Annotated in this window: 16 protein-coding genes and 1 pseudogene; 12 read left to right on the top strand and 5 right to left on the bottom strand. The window is 67.8% G+C overall.

The features are described 5' to 3' along the window. Positions 1-406 (bottom strand): annotated as a pseudogene (locus AA75_RS51785) (hypothetical protein); the annotation flags it as partial. A 585-nt stretch (positions 407-991) separates the two neighbouring features. Here AA75_RS51785 and AA75_RS11655 point away from each other — a divergent pair. Then, positions 992-1738 (top strand): site-specific DNA-methyltransferase, encoded by a 747-nt coding sequence (locus AA75_RS11655; protein WP_033819817.1) that lies wholly within the window; start codon positions 992-994, stop codon positions 1736-1738. A gap of 90 nt (positions 1739-1828) precedes the next feature. On the opposite strand, the gene AA75_RS11650 is transcribed toward AA75_RS11655, so the two are convergent. After that, positions 1829-2764: a DUF5655 domain-containing protein gene (locus tag AA75_RS11650; RefSeq protein ID WP_033819816.1), complete on the bottom strand. Its 936-nt coding sequence runs from the start codon at positions 2762-2764 to the stop codon at positions 1829-1831. 614 nt (positions 2765-3378) lie between these two features. Next, a complete protein-coding gene (locus AA75_RS11645) occupies positions 3379-4932 on the bottom strand; it encodes a tyrosine-type recombinase/integrase (protein WP_051812152.1) in 1554 nt (517 codons plus the stop codon). A 153-nt stretch (positions 4933-5085) separates the two neighbouring features. On the opposite strand from AA75_RS11645, the gene AA75_RS11640 reads away from it, so the two are divergent. From AA75_RS11640 to uppS, 3 genes are all read left to right on the top strand, one after another. Further along, positions 5086-5331, top strand: coding sequence for a helix-turn-helix domain-containing protein (locus tag AA75_RS11640; protein WP_233288991.1), 246 nt, complete (start codon positions 5086-5088; stop codon positions 5329-5331). Positions 5332-5426: 95 nt separating this feature from the next. Continuing rightward, complete coding sequence (locus AA75_RS11635) at positions 5427-6368, top strand: recombinase family protein (protein ID WP_033819814.1); 942 nt, start codon at positions 5427-5429, stop codon at positions 6366-6368. Between the two features lie 44 nt (positions 6369-6412). Beyond that, complete coding sequence (uppS, locus tag AA75_RS11630; protein ID WP_199520308.1) at positions 6413-7090, top strand: polyprenyl diphosphate synthase; 678 nt, start codon at positions 6413-6415, stop codon at positions 7088-7090. A gap of 14 nt (positions 7091-7104) precedes the next feature. Here the strand turns inward: uppS and AA75_RS11625 are convergent, their stop codons facing one another. Continuing rightward, positions 7105-7908 (bottom strand): MAB_1171c family putative transporter, encoded by an 804-nt coding sequence (locus AA75_RS11625; RefSeq protein ID WP_051812151.1) that lies wholly within the window; start codon positions 7906-7908, stop codon positions 7105-7107. Positions 7909-7913: 5 nt separating this feature from the next. Continuing rightward, entirely contained in the window at positions 7914-8450 is a 537-nt protein-coding gene (locus tag AA75_RS11620) for a hypothetical protein (RefSeq protein WP_033819813.1), read from the bottom strand. A 72-nt stretch (positions 8451-8522) separates the two neighbouring features. Here AA75_RS11620 and AA75_RS11615 point away from each other — a divergent pair, with 72 nt between their 5' ends. From AA75_RS11615 to AA75_RS49205, 8 genes are all read left to right on the top strand, one after another. After that, complete coding sequence (locus AA75_RS11615) at positions 8523-8858, top strand: hypothetical protein (RefSeq protein ID WP_033819812.1); 336 nt, start codon at positions 8523-8525, stop codon at positions 8856-8858. 140 nt (positions 8859-8998) lie between these two features. Beyond that, a complete protein-coding gene (locus AA75_RS11610; RefSeq protein ID WP_051812150.1) occupies positions 8999-10261 on the top strand; it encodes a ParB/RepB/Spo0J family partition protein in 1263 nt (420 codons plus the stop codon). 62 nt (positions 10262-10323) lie between these two features. Further along, the gene (locus tag AA75_RS11605; RefSeq protein WP_051812149.1) at positions 10324-11274 is read left to right on the top strand and encodes a class I SAM-dependent methyltransferase; all 951 of its coding nucleotides are present in this window, start codon (positions 10324-10326) and stop codon (positions 11272-11274) included. 250 nt (positions 11275-11524) lie between these two features. Next, a complete protein-coding gene (locus AA75_RS47310) occupies positions 11525-11761 on the top strand; it encodes a hypothetical protein (RefSeq protein ID WP_149038078.1) in 237 nt (78 codons plus the stop codon). A 112-nt stretch (positions 11762-11873) separates the two neighbouring features. Beyond that, the gene (locus AA75_RS47305; RefSeq protein WP_149038077.1) at positions 11874-12269 is read left to right on the top strand and encodes a hypothetical protein; all 396 of its coding nucleotides are present in this window, start codon (positions 11874-11876) and stop codon (positions 12267-12269) included. Between the two features lie 159 nt (positions 12270-12428). After that, positions 12429-13085, top strand: coding sequence for a ParB/RepB/Spo0J family partition protein (locus AA75_RS47300; RefSeq protein ID WP_051812148.1), 657 nt, complete (start codon positions 12429-12431; stop codon positions 13083-13085). Beyond that, a complete protein-coding gene (locus AA75_RS11590; RefSeq protein ID WP_033819810.1) occupies positions 13082-14524 on the top strand; it encodes a ParB N-terminal domain-containing protein in 1443 nt (480 codons plus the stop codon). The genes AA75_RS47300 and AA75_RS11590 overlap by 4 nt, the downstream gene beginning before the upstream one ends. A gap of 14 nt (positions 14525-14538) precedes the next feature. Continuing rightward, a partial coding sequence (locus AA75_RS49205) for a hypothetical protein (RefSeq protein ID WP_158515481.1) occupies positions 14539-15017 on the top strand: 479 nt, incomplete at its 3' end.

Below are 15017 nucleotides of genomic sequence, written 5' to 3'. Positions count from 1 at the left end.
TGCCCCAGCCCTGCGAGGGCCGCTGCTGGAACAGGCCCAGCGAATCGCGGTCCCCGTAGTTGATGTTCCGAAGTCCGCTCTCCTGGAGGGCTGTTGCCAGGGCGACGATCTGCCCGCGGACGGGGATGTGCATCGCCACACCGGTGGCCTGGATCGTCTTGGCGTTCGGGATCTGCTCGTCCGGCTTGTCCAGGCCGGCCACGTTCGGCGCCGACAGCGGGCTCGAGCCCTTGAGTATCGACTCCACCTGAGCCGCGACGGCGGAACTGTCCACAGCCTGTGCACCGCCGCCGGTCGGACAGGCGGACGCCGACGCGTTGCCCGCGCCGACGATCACCACCGGCAGGGCCAGCATCAGCGGGCCGCAGGCGAGGACGCCGAGGAGTGTGCCAGCGGTCTTCTTCACGGCCGCCGCCGATCGCCGAAGCGGTACAGGGCAGTTGGCGGGGGACGATGAGGGCACGGGTGTGCCAGGGCATGCTGCATCGCAGCGGCTCCTTGCGGGATTCGTAGGAGGGCGCGGTGCCGGACTCTCGTGCGAAGAAGTCACCGGCACCGCGCCGGTTGTGAAACCGCCCTCGCTCAGGGCGGGCCCGGGTCAGGGGAGTTGGTAGCTCCCGGACGCCGGTCTCGGGTCACGCGCGGCAGCCAGCCGCGCTCGTAATCTCAGCCGGAACACGAAGGCGCTCCTCGGAATCGGGGGAAGGAAGGTGCCGCCCCGGCGTTACTCCGCGAGACAGAGCAACACAGGGCAGCACAGGGCAACACGCCCCGGGACCAGGCCCGTTCGGCCTGCTGCCCGGTTGGCATGGCGAGACAGTAGACGCGAAAGTCGGCCGCACCAAACGACCCCCGACCAGGCCCCCACCTGCGTCGCCGCTCGTTAGGTCCGGCCGCCGATCGCCGCTACCTTCCTCGACATCCCCGCTCCCGGCGGCTGCCGCCGGGCGCCGCCCGGAGCGGGCCCAACCACGCCCTGAAGGAAGAACCCATGAGCTACAAGCTGCACCGAGGCGACGCTCTCACCGTCCTGAAGTCCCTGCCCGACGAGAGCGTCAACGCGGTGATCACCGACCCGCCGTACAACTCGGGCGGCCGGACCAGTTCCGAGCGAACCAGCCGTGACGCCCGCGCCAAGTACGTGACCAGCAACAGCGCCCACGACCTGAAGACGTTCCCCGGCGAGAACCGCGACCAGCGCTCCTACCGGTCCTGGCTCACCGAGCTGCTGACCGAGGCGTACCGGGCGAGCACCGAGCACTCGGTGGCGATGGTCTTCTCCGACTGGCGACAGGAGCCCACCACCAGCGACGCGCTGCAGATGGCCGGGTGGACGTGGCAGGGCACCATCCCCTGGATCAAGCCCGCCAGCCGTCCGCGTAAGGGCGGCTTCAAGCAGAGCGCGGAGTTCATCATCTGGGGCGTCAAGGGCACCCTCGACAACAGCCGGGACCTCTACCTGCCCGGCCACTTCATCGCGAGCCAGCCCCGCAAGGACCGGGTCCACATCACCCAGAAGCCGCTGGAGATCATGCAGCAGCTCGTCCAGATCTGCCCCGAGAACGGCGTGGTCCTCGACCCGTTCACCGGCAGCGGCTCGACCGGCGTCGCCGCCCTACGCGAAGGCCGGCGATTCGTCGGTACCGAACTCTCGCCGCACTACGCCGACGTCGCCGAACAGCGCCTGCGCGCCGAACTGACGCAGGACGACTTCGTCCTCGCCGGACCGGAGGCGTGATCGTGAGACCGCCGAACGGCCGGCACCGACCGACCTGCAGACACAGAAGGGCGGCCGGAGCATGAAGCTCCAGCCGCCCTCGCCGTTCCGTCAGGCCGCCTGAACCGCCCGCTCGATCAGCGGTCCCGCCTTCTTGAGGTCGGCCGCCGAGGCGATCCGCACCTCCAGGTCCCCGGTGCCCAGGTGCCCGATCCCGCGCATGTCGCGCGTGAAGCCCTCCTCCAGCTCCACCGTGTCCGGGTCCAGCCGCAGGTACACCAGGATCACCCGGTGCGAAACCGAAGGCCGGAAGATCACGCTCGCCACGTTCTGCAGCCGCCGGTAAGCGATGTAGTGCTTGAGAACGACGGTCTCCACCTCGCCCGACGCGGTGAGCACCTCGTCCAGCTCCCCGTACAGATCCCGGAGACACTCCGGTACGTCACCGACGACCGGCGGCTCGGCCACCTCGGCGGCAGCCGCCGACACCGAAGGCGTGGTCGATCTGCGCCCGGCCCCCGGGCTGACGGCGGCGGAGACCGGCTCGACCCGCTGCAGGCTCAGCAGCCCGCCGTCGAAGATCCGGTAGCGGACCAGCTCGATCGGCCACTGCCGACCCAGGTCACCAACGGCAACCCGGTCGTGGTGTGAGAACCCGGCCGCGATGCACAGCGCCCGGGGCGCACGCCAGTCGACGGACTCGGCCGCCTCGGACCCCAGCTTCTCCCTGACGAGAGCCTCGAACTCGTGGTGGCTGCTCTTCACCCAGGTGAGGTAGGAGACGGCCTGCGAGACGACTCCGCTGTCGTTGCCCTTCTTGAACTCGATCACGACGGGCACGCCGTTCTCGTCCAGGCCCAGCGAGTCCACCCGGCCACGGTGCCACGGACCGGTCGGGTACTCCGACGCCAGGAACCGGATGCCGAGCATCGCCTCCATGCTCGCCTCCACCCGGCGCTGCAACTGCACCTCCAGCGCCACCGTCGAGCTGCGCAGCTCCACGTCCTGGCCATCCGCCCCGAGCCGGAACACCTTGAGATCGCTCACCCAGCCCCCTTCGCACGACCGTACGGAGAGACCAATCAACAAGAGGAACGACGTATTCCTCCCCTCCCGATCCGTTGACTCGGGAGCCGACAGTGCGTACTTCGGTGGGTGGCAGTGGGGGCGGTTGACTGGCTGGACGAGATACTGGCGACAGCAGCACCGTCCTCGGCCGGTTTGTAGCGTGCCGACAAGCGCCCGCTGACTGTCCACCGGCTGTCCACCGGTGCCGCCGGGAGCTGTCCCGGTGGACAGCCGGTGGACGGACGCCGGTGGACGGTGCAACATGGGGTAGCACAGGCCAACCTGCCGCACATACTCTGATCAGGCAAGATGTCACGAGACGACACGGGGCGGCACCACGCAACACGATCCCTGTTGGTCTCGTAATGCGTAGGTCATGGGTTCGAATCCCATAGGCGGCTCGCAAAAAGGCCAGGTCACATAGCCCGTGACCTGGCCTTTTGCATGCACACAGACAGGTGACAGGTGTAGACCTGACCCTGATTTGATCTCTGGCGTGAGCCGATGGGAACGAGTTGGGAACGAGGGCCGGGAACCCCATCTTCCCGACGTCTCTCCGGGCCGTGCGCCCCGCTACTCCCCGAACCTCGCGGCTACGCTGCGACCGGCTTCTTCCCCTTCTTCTTCGCCTTCTTGGCCTTGGCCCTGCGGACCCGTTCGAGCGCCAGGGCCACAAGCGCGACTGACGCCTCGGCGGATGCCTGTTCCATCTCGGGCATCACGTTTGTATAGATGTCCATGGTGGTTCGCCGCGAGGCGTGGCGAAGCATGGCCTGCACGACCTTCGGGTCCTGGCCGGACGCGAAGGCGATCGAGGCGGCTGCATGCCGGCCGTCGTGCAGCCTTACGGGAGGAAGCCCGGACAGATCAACCAGCCGTTCCCACCGGTCGGAGAGCTGCTGCGGGTGGTAGCCCTCGCCGTTCTCCTGCGTAAAGATGCGGCCGCCAGCGTCGACCCAAGCACCTTGCTGCTCCCACTCCTTTCGCTCAGCTCGCTGTGTCTTGCGCCACAGCTTGAGGAGGCGCACCGTCTCCTGGTCGAGCCTGACGTCGCCCTCGGAGTCGGCCTTTGGGGTGTCTTCGTGCACCTCGTAGTTGATCGACACCAACTGGTGACTGACGTGGACGATGCCGCGCTTGAGGTCGATGTCGTCCCAGGTGAGCGCAGTGGCCTCCCCGCGGCGAAGGCCCCGGAAGATGATGAGATGCCAGAGGGAGAACAGTCGGTCGTCACGAATCGAGTCCAGGAACTCGGCAGTCTGATCCACCGTCCAGACCATGACCGGGTACGGCTTCTGGCCTGTCCGCCGCCACCGGGCGACGTTCTGCGGCGTCCAAAGCTTCGGCTTGACCGGTACGGGCTTGGGCCACGTCGCGAGCGCGGCGTAGTTCTTCGCCACCAGCTCCTGCTTCAGCGCGTCTGACAACGCTGAGCGCAGCGTCGCCTTGAGGCTCTGCAGCGTGTTCGGGCCCGTGACGCGGCGGACCTGCTTGCGCTCAGCCTCGTACTCGACGCGGGCGGCCGTCCAGAGCGCCCGCTTCTCGGCCTTCTCCGCCTTCGGCGCAGCCCGCCAGGCGCCGTTCGCCGTGGCACACGCGCTCTTCAGCCGCTCGACCTTCTCGCGGTGCTTTGTGCGCCGCTCGTTCTCCTCCTCGAACCAGTTGATCATCTCCTGGACGTGATCAGTGCGGAGCTTGTTCAGGCGCACCGCCCCCAAGTGAGGGGCGAGGTAGAGGTCGATGTCTCGCTCGTACTCGTGAGCGGTGGTCTTCGCCAGCTCCAGCTTCTTCGCCTTGATCCAGCGGCGAAGAAACGTCTCAACCGTCTCGGTGGAGACCACGTTCACGCCACGTTGGGCGAGGTTCCATGCCTCTTTGGCGTCCGTCGCGGCCTTCTCCTGGGTGCGGTATCGGCCCTTCTTGGCGCGCGGCCGGCGTTTGCCGTCCGCCCCGGGCTCGACCTCGAAGCTGTAGTACCAGGACCCGTGGTTCGGGCGGGTCAGCTGCGGGCAGGTCTTCTCCAGGTAGCGCAGCTTGGGCTCGCCGGTCTCGTCGTCGACTACCGGGTTCCCCTCCTCGTCGAGGACTGCCGTGGTGCACGCGCACCGCTTGTAGGTCATGTCCTTGAACATCTGCTCAACGCTCATGCGCCCCCCTGGCGTCATTCGGTTGCTGAGAGTCAGTATTTGTGAACGGATCATGTGCACTTGCTGGCTCTAGATCGTCTTATCTTGCCTTACTTGGGTGGTGGTGCCGTATGCTGCGGAGCAGTTGTGCGCGGGGGAGAAACGCGGCAGCTGATGACAACTGCAACACCGGCAAGCTCGGTCGAGTCGAAGGCGATGACTCTTCGTGAGCTGCTTGAACTGCCAGCCATCGTCAACGTGGAGACGGCTGCTCGGGCGTTCGGCATCGGTCGCAACAAGGCGATGGATCTGATCCGCGCGGGCCAGTTTCCGGCGAAGACGCTGAGGCTGGGCGCGACAGTGAAGGTCCCCACCGCGTCCCTCCGGGAAGCTCTGGGGCTGCCAACGGTGCTCCGGTAGGCAAGACCGGACTGATCCTGAAGTGGCGGCAACTTAACGCGAAGTTGTCGCCACAGGGGGATCGGGGCACAGATCCAACAGGTAGGTAGGGCGGCATGCCGAGGCAGTACGGCTTCGACGACAACGACGGCACGCGACTGCGCGAGTCCGAGATTCCGCCTGTCCGCCAGGCCGTCTCCCGCCGCATCGCTGGCACGAACAAGGCCGACATCGCCAAGTGGATGAACGCCCAGGGCTACCGAGGGACGCGCGGCGCCGAGTGGGTGTCCATGACGGTGGGCCGGCTCCTGCGCACTCCTGCCATCGCGGGACTGGAAGAGGGCCCCGACGGTGAGCTGACGGAGACCGGCAAGCCTGCGATCATCACGCCCGAGGAGTTCCTTGCGCTCAGGGCACTCGATGAGAAGGAGGCGTCGGCACCCAAGCAGGACGCCTACGACTACGCCTTCACTGGCGGCCTGGGCGTTTGCGGCCTCGACCAGGACCCGCTGACGGCGGCTCGCTCCAACTCCGATGCCCCGGGGTACCGCTCCACGTGCGGCAAGGTCCGGATCGATGCGGAGCTACTGGAGAGCCACGTCGGTGAGTACGTGCTCGCCGAACTTCTGCTCCCTGGTACCCAGGCAGCTCTGGAGGCCGCCCGGCAGGAGCTGGCTGTCGAAGCCGACGCTGCCAAGGCCCGTATCAAGGAGCTGAAGGCGGCGGCCGGGCAACTCGCGAGCGACTACCTTGACAAAAAGGTCAGCCGGGCGACCCTCCACGAGGTCGAGCGGCAGACCAAGGCCGAGACGAAGAAGCTCCAAGCCCGTGTGCGATTCCTCGAACAGGCCATCGCGGCGCCGAGGATCGACGACGTGGACAAGGCGATCTCCTGGTGGGAGGACGCCCCTGGCAAGTCCAAGCGCGGCATCACGTCTCTGCTGCTGACCAAGATCGAGGTCTTCCCCGCGTCCGCCAAGGGCATCCGGACCGTCGAGCCGGGCCGCGTGGTTCTCCACTGGCGGAGCAAGGGGAAGCAGTCATCGACGGCCTGCTGAGCGCCGCCGCGCCGGACGCCAGAACCCAGCTGAGACACCTCGGCGTGATCGTCGACGGAAGTCGCCGCTGGGCCAAGGCCCGAGGGCTTTCGACCGTTGAAGGGCACCAGGCAGGGGCCGCCAAGGTCGCCGAGGTACTGGAGTGGTGTGAGGACAGCGGCGTTCAGGTCGTGACCTTCTGGCTGTTGTCGGTGGCGAACCTTCAACGACCAGCCGCCGAACTTGCGCCGCTCATCGGCATCATCGAGAACCTCGTGACCGACCTGCGTGCAGCTAACCGCTGGGACGTCCGCCCCATAGGGGACTTCGACCTGCTGCCCGAGCAGACGGCCAGCGTCATGAGAAGGGTGGCTGCCACCGACGCGCCTTCCGCCACGGCGATGCAGGTGAACTTGGCGGTTGCGTACGGGGGCCGAGAGGAGCTGGTCGGCGCATTCCGGCGCACCGTCGCAGAGCTGGCCGCGCGGGGCTACAGCGGCGACCAGATCGCTGACGCGCTCGACGACAGGGATATAGCGAGACACCTGTACACCAGCGGACAGCCGGATCCGGACCTGGTGATTCGCACTTCGGGTGAGCAGCGCCTGAGCGGATTCCTCCCCTGGCAGGGCTTCCAGAGTGAGCTGTACTTCTCCCCGGCCCTGTGGCCGGACCTGACCCGGTTGGACTTCCAAGCGGCGCTCCACAGCTACCAGCGCCGTTCACGAACACGCGGAGTGTGAACGGCGCCGGGCAGCTACGCCGAGGGATCGAACGCCGTGCGCCGGTCCGGCGAGCGGTGGCGCAACGCGGTAGCGGAGATCGACAGGCCGACGATCAGCAGGATGATCGATATCCCCGAAAGGGTGGGCGAGATCTTCTCCTCCAGCTCCAGCGGCCAGGGGCTGCCCATCGCGTACGTGATCAGGTAGCTGCCCTTGCTGGCCGCGTAGGCCATGCCGAAGAGAGCCGCGACCGCTGCGACGTTCAGGCCAACGGCTTGCCGGCCGCGGCCCGCCTTCCGGTTGATCGCGCCTGCCTTCAAGCACAGGAAGACCAGTTCGGCACAGGTCACGGCGACGTACGTCAGGTACACGAGCAGGTAGGCGTGCACCGTGTGATTGCCAGCGAAACGGGTCGTGTACTGGATGGTGGGCGCGTCGTCCGAGGCGGCGATGAACAGAGGGATCAGCGCGGCGGTGACTCCGAAGCCGAGGAACACCCGGTATCCGGCATGGGTGGGTACCGCCCACTGCTCGTACGCCCAGTCGACGAGCATGATCTGAAGGCTGCAACACCAGGCGACGGCGCAGAGGTGGGCACCGAGCTTGGCAATGTTGTGGACACCGGTCAGCGTCTCTACGGCGTGTGCGAGGGCCGGTATCGCCAGTGCCACGCCGAAGGTAACCACAGCGAACGCGGCGGTCCGTGCCCACCGCGAGATGCCGTAGTCCTCCTCATGTCGGCGCTGCCAGGCGATCCGCGCGTTTGCTGCGGTTCCCCCGACTCCGACAAGCGTGCAGAGCCCGAAGATCAGGGCGTCCACCATGCTGTTGTCCATCCTCCTCAGTTGTCGGCGGCCCGAGCCGCCATGTCGGCATCGCTGCGCCGACCTCCTCTGCGCCGGCCGGGCCTGGCGGGCTCCGGCGGAAGCGGTGGCACGTCTGGCACTTCAGGCACCATCGGGGAGCCCGGCATGCGCCGTTCCCGGATCTCTCGTGCCGACGCCAGCAGCTCGTCCAGCGCCTCCGAGTCGAGATCCGCGACCAGCCGCAGCGCCTCGCGAGCGCGCTGCTCCTGCTGGTAGACGGTGAGAGACGTCAGGTCGTTCCACCCGGGCAGCAGGTACGCAGAGGGCGCCTCGAACGCCTGAGCGACCGCTTGGATCGTAGTACAGGGGGGATTCGTTTTCGTACCGTTGAGTAGGTCGTTGATGACCGGGTGGGAGATTGCTGGTCCGCCGCCGTCCGGGGGCGCCGTCCGGGCTGCGAGCTCACGCACGGATGGTGTGTGGCCGGTCCGCATGGCGAGGCGTCGAAGCAGGAGGTCGAGCTTCGCCGCCAGGGTGCGCGGGGTGGCCGGCTGGGCCTGTTCCGCGGGCATCAGCGGAACCTGCGCCCCGAACGTCTTGTCATGGCTTGGAGCTTCACGGACGTCCCTATCCCTTGAAAGTTAATGATCATTGACAACCTGCAAGACCACCATGCAAGCTACCGGAAGGTCGCCGATCATGGGCGGCTCGGGGGTGCCTTGCCGAGGCTGGTGGATCGGCCGTTGTGTCGCGCGCGCATCCTCTGTAGGCGATCCGCGGTCCTCGGTGGCCGCGAGGGGGAAGTCCTGATGATCGACCGCGCCAGGGTGTTGGCACGCCTTCAGGAAGCCGAAAGGGCTGGACGTCAGGCGATTGCTGCGGACGAAGCAGCTCGCGCCCTGTGCCACATCGCCGTCGTCGCGCAGGACGCCATCGAGGTCGCAGTCGCCCCGGCCAGCGCCCCTGCCGCGGCCTGCTGACTGGCTGTCAGGGCACCCCGCTGGCCATCTGACCTGCGAAAACTCCAAAATTCCGGCTTGCCCCACCGCCCTTATGCGTATAGAATTAAGTCATAAGGACGGGGGGAAGTCCCCGGAAACCTCTTGGAGTGGAGTCCGAAATGACCGTCAAGACCGAGGCCCGCAAGACCAGCACCACCCGCAAGACCACCGCGACGCGCAAGCCCACCGTCGCGACCCGAGTGCCGGTCCCGACCGCCCCTGCGGCCGTCGAGGTCGAGGCGACCGCCGTCGAGGCCGCCGCCGCAGGCAAGGCGGTCGTCGCACTCAAGCTCGCCGACGTCCACCGCAACGAGGGCCAGCCCCGCGAGTACTTCGACACCGCAGCCCTGATGGAGCTGGCAGCCTCCATGGCCGAGCGCGGCCAGCTCCAGCCGATCATCGTCCGCCAGGACGACAGCCTCGGCGGCTACGAGATCATCATGGGCGAGCGCCGCTGGCGAGCCGCCCACATGAACGAGGCGGAGACCATCGACGCGGTGATCGTCGACGGCCCGTACACCCTGCGCAGCTTCAAGGACGCCGTCGCCGAGAACTTGAACCGCGAGGACATGACGCCCCTGGAGGAGGCCCGCGCGTTCCAGAAGATCCTGGACGAGGAGGAGGGCGCGACGAAGGAGACCGTGGCCGCCGACTTCGGAAAGACGACCCAGTTCGTCAACCTGCGGCTCAAGCTGCTGGACCTGATTCCCCAGGTCGCCGAGCAGGTCAGCAAGGGCGCCATCGGCACCCAGGCCGCAGTGCAGATCTCCCAGCTCACCCCGGCCAACCAGCAGGCCGTTCTGGCGAAGTGGGCGCGCGGGGAGTTCGCGAGCGAGAACGAGTTGGTCCACTTCACCTTCCAGGTGAAGCAGCAGCAGGACCAGCCCTTCATCCTCGCCTTGGAGGACCTGACGGAGGAGCAGCGCGCCGAGCGCACGGCCCACAAGAAGGCAACCCGGACCCAGCTCGACCAGATCGAGCGAATGATCACGAAGCTGGACGAGATCGGCAACATGTCGCTGCCTGACCTCGTCATCGCGCTGGAGGGCGAGATCGGCTCGCGCATGGCGCAGCTGGACCGCGTCGCCAAGTCCGTCTCGAAGGCCATGTTCCAGCTCCGGCAGGCCAAGGCCGCCGCCGAGGCCCACACCATCGCAGTCAACCCCGACGCGGTCGCGCCGAACCTGACCGGATCCCCGAAGGGCGAGGACGACGCCCAGACCGTCGGCGGCGACGCCCCGGTGGCCGAGGAGTCGGAGGCCCCGGCCGGGCCCGGCAACGGCCAGGCCGAGGACGCACCCGCCCCGACCTCGGCCGAGGACCAGCCCGCTGGCCACGAGGCCGGCCCCGTGGCCGCGACCACCGACGGCCAGACCGCCTGACCCACACCCACCGAAGGGGCGGCCCGGCCGGGCCGCCCCTTCCCGCCCCGGAGGAGCAAGCAGTGAAGATCGACGAAGAGATCAGGACCGTCCTGGAGCAGGCGGTCGCCCACGGAGAGGAGCTGCGTCTGCCGACCGATCTCGACCACAGGCTCTACAAGCGCCTCGATGCACTGCTCGCCGCCGTAGGCGGACAGTGGAAGCGAGGGCGTCAGGCCCATGTGCTCCCCGGCGGCGCCGCCCCAGCTCTCGCCGCCCTCCTGGCCGCCGACCAAGTGCAGACCGCGCACGAGGTCACGGTCGAGCGCCAGTTCTTCCCCACCCCGCAGCACATTGCTGAACTGCTCGTCGAGCTTGCCAGCCTGAGTGATGGTCAGCAGGCGCTTGAGCCGTCCGCCGGCCACGGTGCCATCGCCTACGAGATGGCAGCCGCAGGAGCCGTCGTGGACTGCGTGGAACTCCACCCCGCCAGCGCCGACTTCATCCGAAAGGCCGGGTACGCCCGGGAGGTGATCACCGGGGACTTCCTGAAGCGGCCCCGCCGCCCCGCCTACGACGCGGTGGTCATGAACCCGCCCTTCGCCAAGCGCCAGGACCTGCGCCACGTGCTCCACGCCGAGGGCTTCGTCAGGCCCGGCGGCAAGCTGGTCGCCATCATGTCCGAGGGGATCACCTTCTGGAGCGACCGCGCGGCCGTCCAGTTCCGCGAGCACGTCGACGAGTCCGGCGGCTCGATCGAGCCCCTCCCCGCCGACACCTTCCGCGCGGTCGGCGCCAAGTGGCACACGGTGGTCGTGGTCCTCCCGGTCATCGGACAGCCGGCGGCCCCGCCCCCGCACGCCAGTGCGGGACGGCTCTGGTCGCAGATGACGGGCGCCGACTTCGGACGCTCGGCGAAGCCCGCGCAGGACAGCCTGTTCATCCTCGACAGCAACGCCGACGAGCTCGGCACCGAGCCGCTCGACGGGTTCGGATTCGGCGCACCACTGCATCGGAGCCTGGAGAAAAAGTAGGCGACAACTTAGCGAAGTGATACGGTCATCTTGTTGGTCAGGGACACCGCCCCATCCGGAGCCCCTGATCAACAGCGCCGTGGAAGCGGCGCCCTCACCAACCGTGCCTGGCGGGCGGCAACCCCCCCCCGCGCCCCACCCGCCAGGCACCGGTCCCCCACGGGACCACCGCAGGGCGCCGCACCACCCACGAACCGGACCCGCCCCACACCACTCCTGGGGCGGGTCCTCGCGTACCCGAAGGACTCACGTGCCACCCACCTACAACAGCGACAGCGCAGCCGACCCCGACTTCTACACCCAGCTCATGACCGAGCGATACGGCCCACTGCGCCTGATCCTCGCCGAGCGCAACCGCCCGGTACCCCCGCGAGCCACCTGGCGCCTACCGCCGGCCACGCCGGACCCCCGAGCCGCCGAACACCGCGCCGAGCTCCTCGCAGCCCTCAACGACCATCCCCATGCACATCCGGAGACCGCAGCATGACCGACACCAGCAACACCGAGCCCGTACGCACCCCGCCGGTCCCCGGCGCCATCTGGTGCAAGTCGTGCGACTCCTGGTGCCTCCCGAACGGGGTGTGCCGATGCAACAACCGGTGACCGAAGGTCAGATATACGAGTCCTGCCACCCCCTGGACGAAGGCCGCCGAGTCCGCGTCGTAAGCGTTGGACCGAACCGAGCTGAAGTCGAGACCATCGGGGGGCCGCCCCGACGCCGCCCCATCCTCCTCGGCCAGCTCCACGCCACCGCTCTCTCCAAGGCCGGACGGCCCCGCAGGACCGGCTACCGTCTCGTCCAGTCAGCAGCGAAAGAGCCCCCCGGGCAACGTCCAACCGCCAGCAACATCACGGACATCCAGCTCGACGACCTCTACGAACGGCTCAACCTCGCCGCCGACCTCGCCCACGCCGGACGCTGCGACCTCATCCGGCGCCTGTGCACCGGAGCGATCACCCCCGAGCAGGCTCGCGCCGAGAACGCCAGCGACTAGGTGCCCCTGGCCGCCGCACAGCGCCTCGCCACACCGGCGGGGCGCTGCCGCTTGCCGGTCGCCCTCCAGAGCGCCGACAGCCGACGGACCCGGCTGGTCATCGTCTAGGGTTGACCCCCAGTAGGGCGCGGGGAAACGGCCTACCAGAGGACCTGCCCAATGACTCCTCCTCGCATCCCCGACGAGCTCCTTCCCCTTGCGGTCCCGCTCGCGGACCTCACCCCGTACCACCGCAACCCGCGTACCGGAGACCTCGCCTCCATCCGCGAGTCCCTGACCGTCAACGGCCAGTACCGGGCGATCGTCGTCAACCGCGGCACCCTCACCGGCCGGGTGAACGAGATCCTCGCGGGCAACCACACCTTCAAGGCCGCCCAGGAACTTGACTGGGACGGAATCGCGGTGACCTGGATCGACGTGGACGACGATGCAGCCGCCCGCATCGTCATCGTCGACAACCGAACCAGCGACCTCGCCGGCTACGACACAGCACTCCTCGCCGACATCCTCGCCGAGCTGCCCGACCTCGACGGCACCGGCTACGACCAGGACGCCCTGGACGCCCTCCTCGATGACGTCGAACTGCCCGGCCTGCTCGACCTCACCAGCGACGGCGCCGGAACCGGCGAGAAGGCCACCGTCGACTACCTCCAGTGGGGCTACCTCCAGTGGTCCTCCACCCGCGTCCGGATCACCGCCGAGGAAGTCCAGGCCCTCTCCGCCCTGCACGACAAGTTCATCGAGGACACCAACGGCGACCTCGGCTTCGGCTGGCACCTCCTCCAGCACGCCCACAAGGAGGTCGACGCCGCGTGAGCGCGATCCCTACCACCACCTTCCACGAGGCGTACCCACTCGCCGAGCTGCGTCCCGCCGACTACAACCCGCGCCGCCTCAGCCCCGAGGCGTTCGAACGGCTCAAGGCCAGCATCCGCCGCCACGGCATCGTGAAGCCGGTCATCCTCAACGCCAACGGGACGTTGGTCGCAGGCCACCAGCGGACCAAGGGGATGACGGCGCTCGGCATCACGCACACCCCCGCGGTCATGCTCGGCACCACCGTCCGACTCCAGGACGAAATCCGATTCAACCTCCTCCACAACAAGGTCGAGACCGAAGCCAGCATCGTCCACGCCGAGCCCGGCGACATGGGCCGATGGTCGTGGGTGCCCTGGCAGTCCATCCAGGTCGACGACCAGAAGAACGCAGCCTTCGTCAACGCCATCGGCCAGATGTGCGCCGGCCACGGCCCCTGGGGCTCCATCGTCATGGACGACCAGGGCCGCATCATCCTCAACGCCGAATACGCCGTGGTCGCGGCGGCGCACCGGTTCGACCTGCTGGCCTGGACCGTCCCGTCGCCCGACGCAGCCCAGCTGCACGCCGACCTCACGGGCGAGTACGGCGTCTACGACTGGACCGCCATCGAAGGCCAGGCCCCCGTGTGGAACCAGCACATCGTGCAGCCCAAGCGGCTGCGCCAGCGAAGCTCCAAGGCCAAGACCGGGCTCACGTACGGCTCCGAGACTTGGGAGAAGCTCGTCCTCCCGTGGCTCAAGCCCGAACAGCGCGTCATCGACTTCGGCGCCGGCCACGGCGACTACGCCAAGATGCTGCGCGGCAAGGGCTACGCCGTCCTCGACTACGAGCCCTACCGGACAGCGCCCGGCAAGTACGCGGTCGACATCCGCGAGGTCGTCGCCATGATCCGCGCCCTTCACCGAGAGCTCCGCTCGGGCGGACTGTTCGACGCAGTGGTCCTCGACTCCGTCATCAACGCCACCACCACCACGGACTACCAGCACTGGGTCCTCGCCACAGTGAATGCACTCTGCTCGGCCGACGGAGCCGTGTACATCGGCACCCGCAGCCTCGCCAAGGAAACCCGCATGGAGCAGGCCGGCCGGGCCACCACCGGCGGAGCCGTCAACATGAGCTTTCTGGACGAGAACAACGTCGAGATGAACTTCGTCCAGGGCAAGTGGCAGAAGCTTCGCTTTCACACACCGCAGACCCTGGAAGCCCTGCTGCGGCCTTACTTCAAGGACGTGAAGATCAGCGACGTAGCCGACTCCAACCTCAAGGCCGTCTGCAAGGGCCCCCGGCCCCTCCCGGAAACCGACTACCGGAAGGCGTTCGAAGAGGAATTCAACATGCCATACCCGAACGACTTCCGACACGGCAAGCATTCGGAATTGGTGGAATTCTTGATAAAATTGGTAATGGAGAGGAATTCTCTCGGATCTGCGAATTAAGAAATGGGGCGGTCGTGGAAGACCGAATCAAAGTTGAAATACGAGCACGTGAGGACTACGGCATCATGTGGCTCGCCGGCATCCGCCACGTCGCGCTCGACCAGCACTGCCTGAAGTCCTTCGGCCGACCCGACCGCCCCACCGTGCACCCCCACACCAAACTCCAAACCGTCCAACTGCCCACCGCGAACCCGCCACTCGCCTGGTACCTCTGCGCGCTCCCGACGCCGTGGCACTGGGCAGCCAACGCCCACCTCGCCTTCGAACCCGCCCCCGGCTACCACTGGGAAGGCCCCGCCCTGGTCCCCGGGCTCCAAGTCCGACTCACAGGGGCCCGCCCCATCACAGGCTGGGGACCGCACAACATCCCCGCAGCCGAGCCCCGCCGAACCCTCCGTCGCTACAGCACCTGCCGCAACTGGCAGTTCGCATGGTGGCTCCGCGAGCACCGCCAGGCACCCGATGCACCACCTACTCCGCCGCCCTACGAGCC

The sequence above is a fragment of the Kitasatospora sp. MBT63 genome, assembly GCF_000710465.2.
GTDB lineage: Bacteria > Actinomycetota > Actinomycetes > Streptomycetales > Streptomycetaceae > Kitasatospora.
The sequence above is the reverse complement of the archived record's forward strand: the minus strand, read 5'-3'. Positions and strand labels throughout refer to the sequence as shown.